Raw genomic sequence first — 14354 nt, forward strand, 5'->3', positions numbered from 1 at the left:
GCAGCGTTGGCAGTGTTCACGCGGGTCCCCCGACCGACAGGCTTTGGCGGAATCTATCGGGCACGGCGAGGGGTTGAAACCCCTAGCTGTTGCGGATGCGCGAGACCCAGTTCCACGATGTCTGGCACATATCGTCAAGACCGCGCTTCGCCTCGAACCCAAGGTAATCGCGCGCGGTGGTCGGGTCGGCATAAAAGCAATCGATGTCGCCTGCGCGACGTGGCGCGATTTCGTACGGCAGCGTCTTGCCACAGGCTTTTTCATACGACTTCAGCATGTCGAACACGGAATATCCCGTGCCGGTGCCGAGGTTCACGACATGCGTGTCGTCCTCGTCCATCAGTTTGTTCACGGACTGCACATGGCCCTGCGCCAGATCGACGACATGAATGTAATCGCGCACCCCGGTTCCGTCGGGCGTGTCGTAGTCGTTTCCGAACACGTTCAGATGCGGAAGCTCCCCTGTCGCCACTTTCGCGATATACGGCATGAGGTTGTTTGGAATGTCGTTCGGGTCTTCGCCGATAAGGGCGGAATCGTGCGCGCCGGCGGGATTGAAGTAGCGCAGGACGCCATAGGTCCAGCGATCGTCCGATTCCTTCAATTGGCGCAAGAGGGTTTCGCAGATCACCTTGGTTTGGGCATAGGGCGACACGGGTGCGATCCTGTGATCTTCGGTATAGGGCAGCGAGACGGGTTCGCCATAGACGGTCGCGGTCGAGGAAAAGACGACCCGGAAAACCCCGGCATCCTTCATCGCCATCAGCAGGTTCGAGAACCCGGTGCAATTGACCTCGAAATAGTCGAGCGGCTTTTGCACGCTTTCGCCCACCGCCTTGAGGGCCGCAAAGTGAATGACGGCGTCGAACTGGTGGCGCCGAAAGATGTCGGCAAGAAACGCCTTGTCCAGCACGTCTCCCTTATAGCAGGTCACCGGCCCATCGGTGATGGATTGAAGCCGTTCCACCACATCGGCCCGTGCGTTGGAGAAGTTGTCGACGATCACGACCTCATGCCCGGCCGATACGAGCTCCACATAGGTGTGAGATCCGATGTAACCCGCACCGCCGGTAAGAAGGATTGTGCCCATTGTGATCCCCTGCCTGATTCGGACCAAATCTAGTATGGGCGGGGGTGAAGTTCACGCCGGAAGGGCGATTTCGGTGGGACATGGGGATGCATACGAATATTGCGCTTGAACCCGCTCGCCATTTACGAAAATGTCGCCAAGCCCGAAGAATGGCGAATTAAAGAAACGGGATAGCGGTTGAGGCGGCAATGCGCCCCGGCTAGAGAAGCCCGGACGACAGGAAGGGACGACCAAAATGCCGCAAAAGCCCAAGATCACGCGCGAAGAGGCGCTTCAGTTCCATATCGAACCGCGCCCGGGCAAGTTCGATATCGCGCCGTCAGTGCCGATGACGACCCAGCGTGACCTGTCGCTTGCCTACTCGCCGGGTGTGGCTGTTCCTTGCGAAGCGATCCATGCGTCGCCCGAGACCGCCTATGACTATACCAACAAGGGCAACCTCGTCGCTGTCGTCTCGAACGGGACCGCTGTTCTGGGCCTCGGCAACCTTGGCGCGCTCGCGTCGAAACCCGTGATGGAGGGCAAGGCGGTGCTCTTCAAAAGGTTCGCGGACGTGAACTCGATCGACATCGAATTGGACACCGAAGACCCGGACGAGATCATCAATGCGGTTCGGTTGATGGGGCCGACGTTCGGCGGCATCAACCTTGAGGATATCAAGGCGCCCGAATGCTTCATCATCGAACAGCGACTCAAGGAAGAGATGGATATTCCCGTCTTCCATGACGACCAGCACGGGACGGCGGTGATCTGTGCCGCCGGGCTTATCAATGCGCTCCATATCTCGGGCAAGGATATCGCCGATTGCCGCATCGTGTTGAACGGGGCAGGGGCGGCGGGGATCGCCTGTATCGAGCTTCTCAAGACGATGGGTGCCAAGCAAGACAACTGCATCGTCTGCGACACCAAGGGCGTGATCTTTCAGGGTCGCACCGAGGGCATGAACCAATGGAAATCGGCCCATGCGGTCAAGACCGACCTGCGCACACTCGAAGAGGCGATGGTGGGCGCCGATGTGTTCCTCGGCGTGTCGGTCAAAGGGGCCGTGACGCAGAAAATGGTGTCTAGCATGGCGGAAAACGCCGTGATCTTCGCCATGGCGAACCCGGACCCGGAGATCACGCCGGAAGAGGTGCACGATGTCCGCGAGGATGTGATCGTCGCCACGGGTCGCTCGGACTACCCGAACCAGGTCAACAACGTCCTGGGTTTTCCCTATCTCTTCCGCGGTGCGCTCGACATCCATGCGCGGGCTATCAACGACGAGATGAAGATCGCCTGTGCCGAGGCTTTGGCCAAACTCGCCCGTGAAGACGTGCCGGACGAAGTCGCCATTGCCTATGGCAAGAAGCTGACCTTCGGACGCGACTACATCATTCCGACGCCCTTCGACCCCCGTCTGATCTACACGATCCCGCCCGCCGTGGCGAAAGCCGGGGCCGACAGTGGCGCGGCGCGGCGGCCGATCATCGACATGCACGGGTATGAGAACCAGCTTAAGGCGCGGATGGACCCGACGGCCTCGATCCTTCGGTCGATAAATGCCCGTGCGCGCGCTGCGCAGGCCACGATGATCTTTGCGGAAGGGGATGATCCGCATGTTCTGCGGGCCGCTGTCGCCTATCAGCGCAACGGTTTCGGTAAGGCGCTGGTCGTCGGGCGCGATTCCGATGTGAAAGAGAAGCTCGAAGGTGCAGGGCTCGCCGATGCCGTCGCCGAACTCGAAGTGGTCAATGCCGCCAACACCCATCACCTCGCGACCTACAAGGCGTTCCTTTACGAACGACTTCAACGCGCTGGGCATGATCGCAAAGACATCCATCGGCTTGCCGCCCGCGACCGGCACGTTTTCGCGTCGCTGATGTTGGCGCATGGTCACGGTGACGCACTGGTCACCGGCGCAACCCGGAAATCGGCGCATGTGCTGGAACTTATCAACCACGTCTTCGATGCCCGGCCACAAGATGGCGCGGTCGGTGTCACCGCGCTGCTTCATAAGGGCCGGATCGTGCTCATCGCGGACACGCTGGTTCACGAATGGCCGGAGGCCGAAGACCTCGCCAATATTGCCGAGGGCGCTGCGGCCGTGGCCCGCGACCTTGGGCTTGAGCCGCGGGTCGCCTTCGTGTCGTTCTCGACCTTTGGCTACCCGATTTCGGAACGGGCCGAGAAGATGCACGAAGCTCCGGGTATCCTCGAAGCGCGGGGCGTGGATTTCGAGTATGACGGGGAAATGACGGTCGACGTCGCGCTCAATGCCGACGTGCTGTCCCATTATCCGTTCTGTCGTCTGTCGGGACCGGCGAACATCCTCGTCGTGCCTGCCCGGCACTCGGCCTCGATCTCGGTCAAGCTGATGCAGGAAATGGCCGGCGCCACGGTGATCGGCCCGATTCTGACGGGTGTTCAGAAACCCATCCAGATCTGTTCCACCACATCGACCGCGAACGACATTCTGAACATGGCGGTTCTCGCGGCCTGCAAGGTCGGCTGATGACGATCTTCAATCTGGGGTCCATCAACGTCGACCATTTCTACCGGGTGCCGCATCTGCCGGTTCCGGGTGAGACGTTGGCGGCCACGGGTTACGATTTCGGGCTTGGGGGGAAGGGCGCGAACCAGTCGGTCGCAGCCACCAAAATGGGGTCGAAGGTCGTTCACATCGGCATGGTCGGGCCGGACGCATCGGGGCGCGACATGCTTGCCGAGTTCGGCGTCGATGTGCGGTATGTGGGGACCGACGGATCGGTGACGGGGAACGCCTGTGTCTACGTCGACGGCGAAGGCGAAAACCTGATCGTCGTCCTGCCCGGCGCGAACCACGAACAATCGCTCGACCTGATCGAAGGTGCCTTGGCCGAGGCGGTGCCCGGCGATCACTTCATGCTCCAGAACGAAGCGACGCTCGGCGCGGACGCCGCCCGTCTGGCGAAGGCGCGGGGGTGTTTCGTGGTCTATTCCGCTGCACCGTTCAAGGCCGGGAAGGTGGCCGAAATGCTGCCCCTCGCCGATCTCGTGGTGGTCAACGACATCGAGGCGCAGCAATTGGCCGACCATCTGGGTTGCGACATATCCGATCTTCCGGTGCCCAACCTCATCGTCACGCACGGGGCCAAAGGGGCGACATGGCGCGGGGCAAAGACTTTTGAGCAGCCCGCCTTCCCGGTCGATCCGGTGGACACGACAGGGGCCGGGGACTGCTTTATCGGGGCTGTGGTCGCGGCGCTGGATCAGGGCCGCCCGGTTCCCGAGGCGCTACGCTTCGGTGTCGCAGCCGCAGCACTACAGGTGACGCGGCCGGGAACGGCGCAGGCGATGCCTGACCGTGACGAGGTCGAAGCACTCCTTCGAGGTGAGTGATCTGACGCTTCCGTGATCCCGCGTGATCGCAAACCTGAAACTTTTCTGATCGTCCTACGTGTGTTCGGGGGACTGCGGGCAGACGCAGTTTGAAACCAACAGGAGACGATTCATGAAATTCGCATTTGCTACCGGACTTACCGCTGCCGCCCTCGCTACGACCGCTTTCGCTGCCAGCCACGAAATGGCTCCGATGGTGGAAGCATCCGACCAGTCCGTCGAAAATGGCGTGGTGTCGGCCGATATGGTGAACGCGCCCGCCAACGGCTGGCTCGTTGTGCACCGCACCGACAGCGACATGGCCCCCGGCCCGGTCGTGGGATACGCCCCGCTGCGCATGGGTGAAAACGCCGATGTCGCTGCCATCCTTCAGGAGGACGTGGCACCGGGCGACATGCTCATGCTGATGATCCACTCGGAAGAGGGCGGCATGTCGACGGGTGTTTTCGAATACACGCTCGGCGCCAAGGAAGACGGCCCGATCCGCGTGGACGAAAACCTCGTCATGAAAACGATCACCGCGCAGTAACGCGACGATTTGTTAACGAGTTCTCTGTTCGAGGGCGGCCCATCGGGCCGCCCTTTTCAGTTCACGAGCTGGCTGAGTTTCATGGCGACGGACATATCGCCGGAGACCTTGATCTTGCCCATGGCGAAGGCGGCCATAGGGTTCAGTTTGCCCGTCAGAAGCTTCACAAGGTTCTTCTCGGAAATGCGGATCGTGCAGTCGGCCGGCTCGTCGGCGAGACGCGCTTCGGTGCCCGAGATCGTGATCGCACCATCCTCGCCACAGTCAAACTTGATGGAATTGTCCAGCGGGCGATCGGCCAGAGCTTCGTTCATTCTGTCGGCGATTTCAGCAAGGCTCATGGTGCTATCCTCGGGCATGTCCGCCCGCATATGGGCGCAAAAAAAGGGGGAGGCAACGCTGACGTTGCCTCCCCGCATTCCTGAACCGAAAATGGGTTACTTCGCCAAGCGCCGCTTCCGGGCTGCGAGAAGTTTCAGACGCAGGGCGTTCAGGTTGATGAACCCGGCGGCGTCTTTCTGGTCGTAAGCGCCCGCGTCGTCCTCGAACGTCACATGCGCTTCGGAATACAGCGAGTTTTCCGACCAGCGGCCCACGCAGAACACCGAGCCTTTGTAGAGTTTCAGGCGAACGGTGCCCGACACAAGCTCCTGCGACTTGTCGATGGCGGCTTGCAGCATCTCGCGCTCCGGCGAGAACCAGAAACCGTTGTAGATCAGCTCGGCGTAGCGCGGCATCAGGCTGTCCTTGAGGTGACCGGACCCGCTGTCGAGCGTGATCTGTTCGATCCCCCGGTGCGCTTCCAGCAGGATGGTGCCGCCCGGCGTTTCGTAGATGCCGCGCGATTTCATACCGACGAAGCGGTTCTCGACGAAATCGAGCCGCCCGATGCCATGTGTCTTGCCCAATTCGTTGAGCTGGGTGAGCATTTCGGCCGGGCTGACCGCCTTGCCGTCGATGGCGACCGCGTCACCCTTGTCGAAGGTGATTTCCACGATCTGCGCCTCATCCGGCGCGTCTTCGGGGTTGTTCGTGCGCTGGAACACGTAATCGGGCGCCATTTCCGCCGGATCTTCCAGAACCTTGCCCTCGGACGAGGTGTGCAGAAGGTTCGCGTCGACCGAGAACGGGGCCTCTCCGCGTTTGTCCTTGGCCACCGGGATCTGGTTCTGTTCAGCGAACTCAAGCAGCCTTGTGCGCGAGGTCAGATCCCACAGCCGCCACGGCGCGATCACCTTGATGTTCGGGTTCAACGCATAACAGGCGAGTTCGAACCGCACCTGATCGTTGCCCTTGCCCGTTGCGCCATGTGCCACCGCGTCGGCCCCTGTCTCTTCCGCGATTTCGACGAGCCGCTTGGAGATCAGTGGGCGCGCGATGGAGGTGCCGAGCAGATACTGCCCCTCATACACCGTGTTCGCGCGGAGCATCGGGTTCACGTAGTCGCGGACGAACTCTTCACGAAGGTCTTCGATGTAGATATTCTCGGGCTTGATGCCGAGCATGATCGCCTTTTCGCGCGCAGGCTCAAGCTCTTCCCCTTGTCCCAGATCGGCGGTGAAGGTGACGACCTCGCACCCATACTCGGTTTGCAGCCATTTCAGGATGATCGAGGTATCGAGACCACCGGAATAGGCGAGCACGACTTTCTTCGGCGCGGACATCGAGGGACTCCTTTTCACTGTCCGGCGCGGTTTATCGGCAAGCCCCGTTGCGGGCAAGGGTGATCGCTCTCACTCCCCTTGCCAGATCAGGCGCGGGCGGCTTCGAACACAGTCTTTGATGACTGGTAGGCGGCAAAGATCGGTTCAAGGTCAACGGCGCCGCCATTTGCCGCCTGTGCCTCGCCCGAAGCGCAAAGGTCGGCGAAACGGGAAAACCCCAGATTGAGCGCCGAGGACTTCAGGGCATGAAGCGCACCTTCGAGCGTTTGACCGTTCGGCTGGTTCCTCAGGTCGTCCAACACACCCTCGACCTCTTCCAGAAACATCCCGACGACTTCGTCAAAGTCGTCGTCCCCTATTTCACCCTTGAGGGTGTCAACCTGTTGCCAGTCGATCATCGCGCGCTCCTTCATTCGGAAAACCATGCTGTCCTGCCGGTTAAGACGGGGTGTCGGACGCAGGAAAACTCATGAAAATTCGACATTTCACGCTGTGTTAAGCTGACGTGGATATGCCCCACGGGAACTGATCGAACCTTCTAGCGGGGCAAGTCGTGCCGGCACACCTGTTGAAATCCAAATCTGTACGCGGGCATCTGGACGATAGCGTCATCCGGCAGGTGCTTGTCGTCGATGACAGCCGCGCCCAACGCCGGGTTCTGGTGGCGACGCTCACCCGCCTAGGCTTCGATGTGATCGAAGCCGAAAGCGGCGAGGAGGCGTTGCTGATCCTCGGTTCCACGCACATCGATCTGGTTTTGTCCGACTGGATGATGCCCGGCATGACGGGGTTGGAGCTTTGCCGACAATTCAGGAAAATGCCGCGCGACCAGTATGGATATTTCATCCTCCTGACATCCAAGAACGAAAAGGGTGCCGTCGCGCGCGGTCTGGATATCGGTGCCGACGATTTCCTTACAAAACCGACCAGTCCCGATGAACTGCGCGCGCGGATATCGGCGGGGGACCGCATTCTTCGCATGGAACGCGAGTTGAACGAAAAGAACCGGCTCGTCATCGCGACGCTGGACGAAATCTCGACACTCTACGACGCACTCGACCGCGACCTCGTCGAAGCGCGCAAGATGCAGATGTCGCTGGTCAAGGACAAGCTGCGCGACTTCGGTCAGTCGCAGGTCTCGCTCCTCCTGAAACCCAGCGGCCATGTGGGTGGCGATCTGGTCGGCTGCTTTGACGGCGGCAACGGGACCGTGGCGATCTATGCTATCGATGTCTCGGGCCACGGGATCGCCTCGGCGCTGCTGACCGCCCGGATCGCGGGCTATCTGACCGATGGGACGCCGGCGCGCAATGTCGCGTTCGAAGCCGTGCCGGGTCAGGGCTTTCGCATCAGGCCGCCTGACGAAGTCGCGCAGACGCTCAATGAACTCATGGTGTCGGAGCTGAAATCCGACCTCTATTTCACGATGACGCTCGCATATGTCGATCAGGGCACCGGCGACGTCCAGATCGCGCAATGCGGCCACCCGAACCCGGCGGTCATCGCGTCCGATGGCGTGGTGCGGTTTCACGGAACGGGCGGTCTGCCTATCGGGCTGGTGACGGATGCGACCTATGAAACGCATCGCTTCAAGATCGCTCCGGGCGAACGGCTTGTCCTTTATTCGGACGGTTTCACGGAATGCAGGGACGCGGCGGATGAGGAATTGGAGGAGGGCGGCTTGGCGCAGCTGCTGACCAAGAACGCCGGCTTGCGCGGCGGCGAATTTTTCGAAGCCCTGACTTGGGATCTCGACCGTTTCGCGGACGGTCAGGCGATGCCCGACGATATATCGAGCGTCGTTCTGGACTACCGAGGACGTGCGCCTGACAAGAAGTCGGCCAAGAAGACCTGATCGCCGAAGTTCGCAAGCAAGGAAACGGCAAGGCGGGCATCGGCCCAGATCGCCTCGTGCCCCGGCTCGGTCGGCGCGTGAAGCTGCCGCACCGGGTGCGCCACGAAAATCGTGCAGATCTTCTCGGCCCACAGGTCGTATTCCGGCATATAGGCAAACCGTTTGAAAACGCCCAGCCGACGCGGGCGAGCAATGCGCCAGCCCGTTTCTTCCAGCACTTCGCGGTGCAGCGCGCGCAAAGGGGATTCGCCGGCATCTATCCCTCCGCCGGGCAACTGAAACTCGGGGTTCGGCTCGTCCTGATGCGTCAGCAGAATCCGGCCATCGCGCGGAAGAATGGCGTAGGCGCCGGGGCGCGGGCGGTAGCGCTGTCCGCTCACAATGGCTTCACCATAGCGCCGCATCTCTGGTCTCCCGCTCGGTTGCTCCCTACATGGCTTCGCGGTATGCCACGCCAAACAGACAAGGAAAACCGCGCATGAGCCTCGGGTCGCAAATCGCCTGGGATGATACGATCCTGCCCTTCCAACTCGATCAGGCCGATGTTCGCGGCCGGGTCGTCCGGTTGGATGGTGTCTTGGACAAGGTGCTGGAACAACACGATTATCCGCCGTCCGTCGAAAACCTCGTCGCGGAAGCGGTGTTGCTGACCGCGCTTATCGGCCAGACGATCAAGCTGCGCTGGAAGCTTTCGCTTCAGGTTCGTGGCGACGGCCCCGCGCGACTCATCGCGACCGATTACTATGCCCCTGAGAAAGACGGCGAGCCGGGACGCATCCGTGCCTATGCCAGCTATGACGAGGATCGGATCGAGCCGGACGGGTCACCGTTCGACCAGATCGGCCGCGGCTATTTCGCCATTCTGATCGATCAGGGGGCGGGCACGACGCCCTATTCCGGTCTGACGCCGATCGCCGGGGAATCGCTGTCGGATTGCGCGCAAACGTATTTCGCGCAGTCAGAACAACTTCCCACCCGCTTCATCCTGTCCTTCAAGAAGGAAGAGCTTTGGCGCGCGGGCGGCGTCATGCTTCAGCACATGCCAAAGGCTTCTCCGTTCGCGACCGGCGAGGGCGGTTCGGGGGAAAACGGCCTGCTGACCGCGGAAGACATCCTCCCGACCGAGGACGACCGCGAAAACTGGAGCCGCGCGAACATTCTGCTCGATACGGTTCAGGCCGAAGAAATGATCGGGCCCGAAGTGCAGCCGACCGAAATGCTCGCCCGCCTTTTCCACGAAGAGGGGCCGCGCGTCTACGATCCGCAGCCCGTCGCCTTCGGGTGCACGTGTTCTGAGGACCGGGTGATCGAAAGCCTGTCGATCTATTCGGCCAAGGATATCGCCTACATGACCACGGACGATGGGATCGTTACGGCCGATTGCCAGTTCTGCGGCGCGCATTACGAATTCGACCCCAAGATCCTTGGCAAAGACAGCGATGGAAGCGTCTGACGTTTTCGCCGCGCTCGCCCGCGCCTGCGGGCCCGAGGGCGACAGCTCGTCCGACTTCGACCTGAACCCGGAGGTTCGCCCCCAAAACCGCACCTTCCGGGCGGCAGGGGTTCTGGTCGCGTTCATGGAGACGGAGCGAGGGGTCGATCTGATCCTCACACAACGATCATCGGCCCTGAAACATCATCCCGGCCAGATCGCGTTTCCGGGCGGAAAGGTCGATCCGGTCGACGCGGACGAAACCGCAGCGGCCCTGCGCGAGGCGGAGGAAGAGGTCGGGCTGTCACGCGAGAATGTCGAGGTGCTGGGTATCCTGCCATTCCACGAAACGATTACGTCGTTTCAGGTAACCCCAGTGGTCGCGCGCGTGAAAGCGCCGTTCCGCTTCACCCCTGAGCCGGGCGAGGTGGCCGAAGTTTTCACCGTGCCGTTCGACCATATCGCCGATCCGGGCCGCTACATTATCGAGGGGCGTCACTTCCGTGGGCAGTTCCGTCGATATTTCACCGTGCCGTGGGGGCCTTATTACATTTGGGGCGCAACCGCCCGGATGCTGCGCGTTCTGGCAGACCGGCTTGCACAATGACCGGCGCACGCATCACCGAGACATGGCTTCACGACCCGCTGGCGCAGTCCGTTTGCGCCATGCTGACGTCGGCCGGATACCAGGCGCATTTCGTTGGCGGATGCGTGCGAAACGCCCTCATCGGTGCTCCGGTGACGGATCTCGATATTTCGACCAACGCGCACCCGGAAACAGTGTCTAAACTTAGCCGAAAGGCCGGGTTTCACGCGGTGCCGACTGGGATCGAGCATGGCACGGTTACCGTGGTTGCAGACAGTCATCCGTTCGAGGTCACGACATGGCGCAAGGACGTGGAGACGGATGGGCGGCGCGCCGTGGTGGCGTTCGCCGATCGGTTGGAGGACGATGCCAGACGCCGTGACTTCACGATGAACGCTCTTTATGCGGCCCCTGACGGGCAAATCATCGATCCGCTCGGCGGCCTGCAAGACCTGTTGGCGCGGAAAGTGCGCTTCATCGACGACGCGCATGACCGTATTCGCGAGGATTACCTTCGCATTCTCAGGTTCTTTCGTTTCCACGCATGGTATGGCGATGCCGATGCCGGGCTCGATCCCGATGCGCTGGCTGCGATTTCCGAGCTTTCGGATGGAATAGACACTCTTTCGCGTGAGCGGGTCGGGTCCGAAGTCGTCAAGCTTCTGGCCGCCCCCGATCCTGCACCTTCCATCGCGGCGATGGCAGGCTCGGGCGTTCTGGCCCGCATCATGCCCGGCCTCGACGCCACGGCGCTACCGATTTTGGTGCACTTCGAACAGGACCGGGGCGTCGCACCCGACGCCATGCGCCGCCTTGCAGTGCTGGGGGGTTGTGATCACAAAGATGCGCTGCGCCTATCGAATCTCGATGCAAGGCGGCTTGATACCCTGTTGGATCATCGGGGAAGCACGGAAAAACCCGCCGCGCTGGGCTACCGTCTGGGCGCGGACGTTGCGAGGGATGTCGTGCTCATGAATGCGGCGCTGATGGAAACACCTCCCCCGGACGATTTCATCGACGCTTGCAGTGCCGGTTCGCACGCGGTTCTTCCGGTCACGGCGAACGATCTGATCCCGAGGTTTCAGGGCGCGGAGCTCGGGGCACGGCTCAAGGCGCTGGAATCGAAATGGGTCGATTCGGGCTTCAAACTCACCCGCGAACAGTTGTTGGGCCTGCCATGACGGAAATCACCATCGAACGGCTTGGTCATCAGGGCGACGGTATCGGGCCGGGGCCTGTGTTCGTGCCGCGTGTCCTGCCGGGCGAGATCGTCGAAGGGCAGATCGAGGATGGCCGGATCGAGGCACCGCGAATCGTGCGTCCGTCCGCCGATCGGATCAAACCGCCGTGCCCGCATTTCAAATCCTGCGGCGGTTGCGCCCTGCAACACGCCAGCGATGCGTTCGTGGCACAGTGGAAGGTCGGGATCGTCGAGCAGGCCCTGACCGCGCAGGGGCTGACGACGGAGATACGCGGTATCGCCACATCTCCCCCGAACAGCCGGCGCCGCGCGACTTTGGCGGTCCGGCGCACCAAGAAGGGCGCTCTCGTCGGCTTTCATGCGCCGAAGTCGGATGTCATCACGCCGATCCCCAACTGCCACCTGCTGACCCCGGCCCTGATGTCCGCGCTACCGATTGGCGAGGCTCTTGCCACCGTGGGGGGTTCGCGGAAAGGCGAAGTCAAAATGACCGTGACGGAATCCGAGGCCGGGCTCGACATATCGGTCAGTGGCGGAAAACCCCTTGATTTGAAGCTCGAAACGGAGCTTGCGGGGATCGCCGGCGAGTTCGATGTCGCCCGACTGGCATGGGATGGCGAGATTGTGGCGATGGCGCGACCGCCCGCGCAACGGTTCGGCTCCGCGCTTGTCACCCCGCCGCCGGGGGCTTTCCTGCAAGCGACCAAGCCGGGGGAAACGGCTTTGACGGCGGCGGTCCTCGAGGCCGTCGGAAACGCATCGCGTGTCATCGATCTGTTTTCCGGAAGCGGGACATTCACCCTTCCCATAGCCGAGCGCGCCGGAGTGCTTGCGGTTGAAGGCGTGGATGACATGCTGTTGGCGCTCGACGCGGGATGGCGGCACAGCAAAGGGCTTCACGCCGTCAAAACGGAAACCCGCGATCTGTTCCGCCGTCCGCTGCTTTCGGACGAGCTGAGGGCGGATGCGGTGGTCATCGACCCGCCCCGCGCGGGGGCCGAGGCGCAGATGGTCGAGATCGCGGCGAGCGGTGTTCCGCGCATCGCGGCGGTGTCCTGCAATCCGGTGACTTTCGCGCGCGACGCCAAAATATTAACCGATGCGGGATACACGCTGGATTGGCTCGTCGTGGTCGATCAGTTCCGCTGGTCACCGCATGTCGAGCTGGCGGCGTGTTTCACTCGCTGACGATCTTTCCCGGTTTGGGAAAATCGTGTAAAACATGGCTCGGGCAGAATTTCTGGGACCAACGACAATGATGAACCGACGCGTGATGCTGGCATCGACGGCGGCCTTTTTGGGGCTGACGGCATGTTCCAAGTTCAAGACGTACAACGGTCCGGAAGTGACCGAGATTTTCGTCTTCAAGGAAAACCGCAAGATGTATCTGATGCATCATCAGACGGCGCTTGCGGAATACGATGTGCACCTGGGCTTTTCGCCCTATGGGCACAAGCAACAGAAGGGCGACGGTCGCACGCCTGAGGGCAGCTACCGGATCAACCGCCGCAATCCCGACAGCGCGTTCCACCTGTCCGTGGGTCTGGACTACCCCAACGACACGGATCGCAAGATCGCGAAAGAGGTCGGGGTTTCCCCGGGCGGCGACATCTTCATTCACGGTGGCCCGACCCGGAAGGAGGACAAGAACAAGGCGGATTGGACCGCCGGATGTATCGCGGTCACCAACAAGGAGATCGAGGACATCTACGCGATGGTGCGTGACGGCACGCCGATCCACATTTTCCCGGCGAAGCAGCCGCCGCTGCTGCGCCCGCGTCCGGGCACGCCGAAACCGTTCGACGAAACCGCACCCGACATTCTGGTCGCCCATGGGCGCGAGCCGATCATGCCGATGGACCCGGTTCTGTGGCAGGCTCAGGCGGGGACCGAGATCCTCGTCACATCGAACGGGACGGAATAACTCCGGTCTTCGATGGGAATGAAAAAAGGGGCGCTCGCGGGCGCCCCTCGTCGTATCCGGGACCTTGTTCGTCAGCCGCCCATGACCATCGTCCACCAGATCTTGCCGTTCGGCTCCTGATAGAACGCGAAGCCCATGTTGCGACCACGGCTGTCGAGGATCACGTTGCGGGTGTCCTCCTGACCCATCCATGCGGCGAGCGTCTCAAGCTCCGTCTCGAAGGTCTCGGATATGTTCTCGCCCAGCATCGGGCCGCTGTAGCCGGCGCGACGGACCCGGTCGATGGGCGACGAGCCGTCCGAACCGAAATGCCAGGGCCGGTTCTGCACCGACATATCTCGGGAATGGGTCGCGGCGGCGGCGGTCAGTTCCGCGTTCAACCGAACGGGCGGCACACCTGCCGCCGACCGAAGCTCGTTCACGGAATCCAGAACGCGAAATTGAATCTGGCTCTGCTGAGACTGAGAAATCTTGTAGACGGAGGGCATCGGCTTGCCATCCGGCCCCATGCGCATCGGCTGGTTCGTGCTACAGGCCGCCAAAGTGAACAGAAGCGCACTCAGAACAAGGGCAATGCGGGTCATGGAACGTGGGTCTTTCCGGTCAGTCTCGTAAGCCCCATCGCCTTAGCGACAATCGTTGAGACAATCAATTTGGCATCGGCAAAAATTGGCGTGAGCACATGGGTTTGAATTGCGACAAGCGGGTCTCCG

At 61.7% G+C, this 14354-nt stretch carries 15 protein-coding genes; 9 read left to right on the forward strand and 6 right to left on the reverse strand.

Annotated elements, in window-relative coordinates; genetic code table 11:
- Positions 1-82 precede the first annotated feature (82 nt).
- Entirely contained in the window at positions 83-1090 is a 1008-nt protein-coding gene (gene galE, locus HOY44_RS10665; protein WP_287434658.1) for a UDP-glucose 4-epimerase GalE, read from the reverse strand.
- A 235-nt stretch (positions 1091-1325) separates the two neighbouring features.
- Here galE and HOY44_RS10670 point away from each other — a divergent pair, with 235 nt between their 5' ends.
- From HOY44_RS10670 to HOY44_RS10680, 3 genes are all read left to right on the forward strand, one after another.
- Complete coding sequence (locus HOY44_RS10670) at positions 1326-3584, forward strand: NADP-dependent malic enzyme (protein ID WP_287434659.1); 2259 nt, start codon at positions 1326-1328, stop codon at positions 3582-3584.
- Positions 3584-4450 carry a ribokinase gene (locus tag HOY44_RS10675; RefSeq protein ID WP_008332515.1) on the forward strand — a complete coding sequence of 289 codons (867 nt, stop codon included), beginning with the start codon at positions 3584-3586 and terminating at the stop codon, positions 4448-4450. The genes HOY44_RS10670 and HOY44_RS10675 overlap by 1 nt, the downstream gene beginning before the upstream one ends.
- A gap of 112 nt (positions 4451-4562) precedes the next feature.
- Complete coding sequence (locus tag HOY44_RS10680) at positions 4563-4979, forward strand: DUF7282 domain-containing protein (RefSeq protein ID WP_040884871.1); 417 nt, start codon at positions 4563-4565, stop codon at positions 4977-4979.
- Between the two features lie 56 nt (positions 4980-5035).
- Here HOY44_RS10680 and HOY44_RS10685 read toward each other — a convergent pair whose 3' ends face one another.
- From HOY44_RS10685 to HOY44_RS10695, 3 genes are all read right to left on the reverse strand, one after another.
- Positions 5036-5320: an SCP2 sterol-binding domain-containing protein gene (locus tag HOY44_RS10685; protein ID WP_148912499.1), complete on the reverse strand. Its 285-nt coding sequence runs from the start codon at positions 5318-5320 to the stop codon at positions 5036-5038.
- Positions 5321-5416: 96 nt separating this feature from the next.
- The gene (locus tag HOY44_RS10690) at positions 5417-6643 is read right to left on the reverse strand and encodes an argininosuccinate synthase (RefSeq protein ID WP_287434660.1); all 1227 of its coding nucleotides are present in this window, start codon (positions 6641-6643) and stop codon (positions 5417-5419) included.
- Positions 6644-6729: 86 nt separating this feature from the next.
- Positions 6730-7041, reverse strand: coding sequence for an Hpt domain-containing protein (locus HOY44_RS10695; RefSeq protein WP_287434661.1), 312 nt, complete (start codon positions 7039-7041; stop codon positions 6730-6732).
- A 170-nt stretch (positions 7042-7211) separates the two neighbouring features.
- Here HOY44_RS10695 and HOY44_RS10700 point away from each other — a divergent pair, with 170 nt between their 5' ends.
- Positions 7212-8498, forward strand: a complete 1287-nt coding sequence (locus HOY44_RS10700; RefSeq protein WP_287434662.1) for a PP2C family protein-serine/threonine phosphatase — start codon at positions 7212-7214, stop codon at positions 8496-8498.
- On the opposite strand, the gene HOY44_RS10705 is transcribed toward HOY44_RS10700, so the two are convergent.
- Positions 8453-8902, reverse strand: a complete 450-nt coding sequence (locus HOY44_RS10705; RefSeq protein ID WP_287434663.1) for an NUDIX hydrolase — start codon at positions 8900-8902, stop codon at positions 8453-8455. The two genes, HOY44_RS10700 and HOY44_RS10705, sit on opposite strands and share 46 nt — an antisense overlap.
- 74 nt (positions 8903-8976) lie before the next feature.
- Here HOY44_RS10705 and hslO point away from each other — a divergent pair, with 74 nt between their 5' ends.
- From hslO to HOY44_RS10730, 5 genes are all read left to right on the forward strand, one after another.
- Entirely contained in the window at positions 8977-9951 is a 975-nt protein-coding gene (gene hslO / locus HOY44_RS10710) for an Hsp33 family molecular chaperone HslO (protein ID WP_008332527.1), read from the forward strand.
- Positions 9938-10537, forward strand: a complete 600-nt coding sequence (locus tag HOY44_RS10715; RefSeq protein WP_008332528.1) for a CoA pyrophosphatase — start codon at positions 9938-9940, stop codon at positions 10535-10537. Before hslO ends, HOY44_RS10715 begins: the two co-directional genes overlap by 14 nt.
- A complete protein-coding gene (locus tag HOY44_RS10720) occupies positions 10534-11697 on the forward strand; it encodes a CCA tRNA nucleotidyltransferase (protein ID WP_287434664.1) in 1164 nt (387 codons plus the stop codon). The genes HOY44_RS10715 and HOY44_RS10720 overlap by 4 nt, the downstream gene beginning before the upstream one ends.
- Complete coding sequence (locus HOY44_RS10725; protein ID WP_287434665.1) at positions 11694-12905, forward strand: class I SAM-dependent RNA methyltransferase; 1212 nt, start codon at positions 11694-11696, stop codon at positions 12903-12905. Before HOY44_RS10720 ends, HOY44_RS10725 begins: the two co-directional genes overlap by 4 nt.
- Before the next feature lie 67 nt (positions 12906-12972).
- Positions 12973-13641 (forward strand): L,D-transpeptidase family protein, encoded by a 669-nt coding sequence (locus tag HOY44_RS10730; RefSeq protein WP_353806630.1) that lies wholly within the window; start codon positions 12973-12975, stop codon positions 13639-13641.
- A 71-nt stretch (positions 13642-13712) separates the two neighbouring features.
- On the opposite strand, the gene dalA is transcribed toward HOY44_RS10730, so the two are convergent.
- Positions 13713-14225, reverse strand: coding sequence for a divisome-associated lipoprotein DalA (dalA, locus tag HOY44_RS10735; protein WP_040884878.1), 513 nt, complete (start codon positions 14223-14225; stop codon positions 13713-13715).
- Positions 14226-14354: the final 129 nt, after the last annotated feature.

This window comes from Maritimibacter sp. (genome assembly GCF_016774595.1).
GTDB lineage: Bacteria > Pseudomonadota > Alphaproteobacteria > Rhodobacterales > Rhodobacteraceae > Maritimibacter > Maritimibacter alkaliphilus.

What these genes read in the sequence shown, in the direction of transcription:
- galE (WP_287434658.1), bottom strand. Translation starts at nt 1,090, where the DNA reads ATGGGCACAATCCTTCTTACCGGCGGTGCGGGTTACATCGGATCTCAC.
- HOY44_RS10670 (WP_287434659.1), top strand. Translation starts at nt 1,326, where the DNA reads ATGCCGCAAAAGCCCAAGATCACGCGCGAAGAGGCGCTTCAGTTCCAT.
- HOY44_RS10675 (WP_008332515.1), top strand. Translation starts at nt 3,584, where the DNA reads ATGACGATCTTCAATCTGGGGTCCATCAACGTCGACCATTTCTACCGG.
- HOY44_RS10680 (WP_040884871.1), top strand. Translation starts at nt 4,563, where the DNA reads ATGAAATTCGCATTTGCTACCGGACTTACCGCTGCCGCCCTCGCTACG.
- HOY44_RS10685 (WP_148912499.1), bottom strand. Translation starts at nt 5,320, where the DNA reads ATGAGCCTTGCTGAAATCGCCGACAGAATGAACGAAGCTCTGGCCGAT.
- HOY44_RS10690 (WP_287434660.1), bottom strand. Translation starts at nt 6,643, where the DNA reads ATGTCCGCGCCGAAGAAAGTCGTGCTCGCCTATTCCGGTGGTCTCGAT.
- HOY44_RS10695 (WP_287434661.1), bottom strand. Translation starts at nt 7,041, where the DNA reads ATGATCGACTGGCAACAGGTTGACACCCTCAAGGGTGAAATAGGGGAC.
- HOY44_RS10705 (WP_287434663.1), bottom strand. Translation starts at nt 8,902, where the DNA reads ATGCGGCGCTATGGTGAAGCCATTGTGAGCGGACAGCGCTACCGCCCG.
- hslO (WP_008332527.1), top strand. Translation starts at nt 8,977, where the DNA reads ATGAGCCTCGGGTCGCAAATCGCCTGGGATGATACGATCCTGCCCTTC.
- HOY44_RS10715 (WP_008332528.1), top strand. Translation starts at nt 9,938, where the DNA reads ATGGAAGCGTCTGACGTTTTCGCCGCGCTCGCCCGCGCCTGCGGGCCC.
- HOY44_RS10720 (WP_287434664.1), top strand. Translation starts at nt 10,534, where the DNA reads ATGACCGGCGCACGCATCACCGAGACATGGCTTCACGACCCGCTGGCG.
- HOY44_RS10725 (WP_287434665.1), top strand. Translation starts at nt 11,694, where the DNA reads ATGACGGAAATCACCATCGAACGGCTTGGTCATCAGGGCGACGGTATC.
- HOY44_RS10730 (WP_353806630.1), top strand. Translation starts at nt 12,973, where the DNA reads ATGATGAACCGACGCGTGATGCTGGCATCGACGGCGGCCTTTTTGGGG.
- dalA (WP_040884878.1), bottom strand. Translation starts at nt 14,225, where the DNA reads ATGACCCGCATTGCCCTTGTTCTGAGTGCGCTTCTGTTCACTTTGGCG.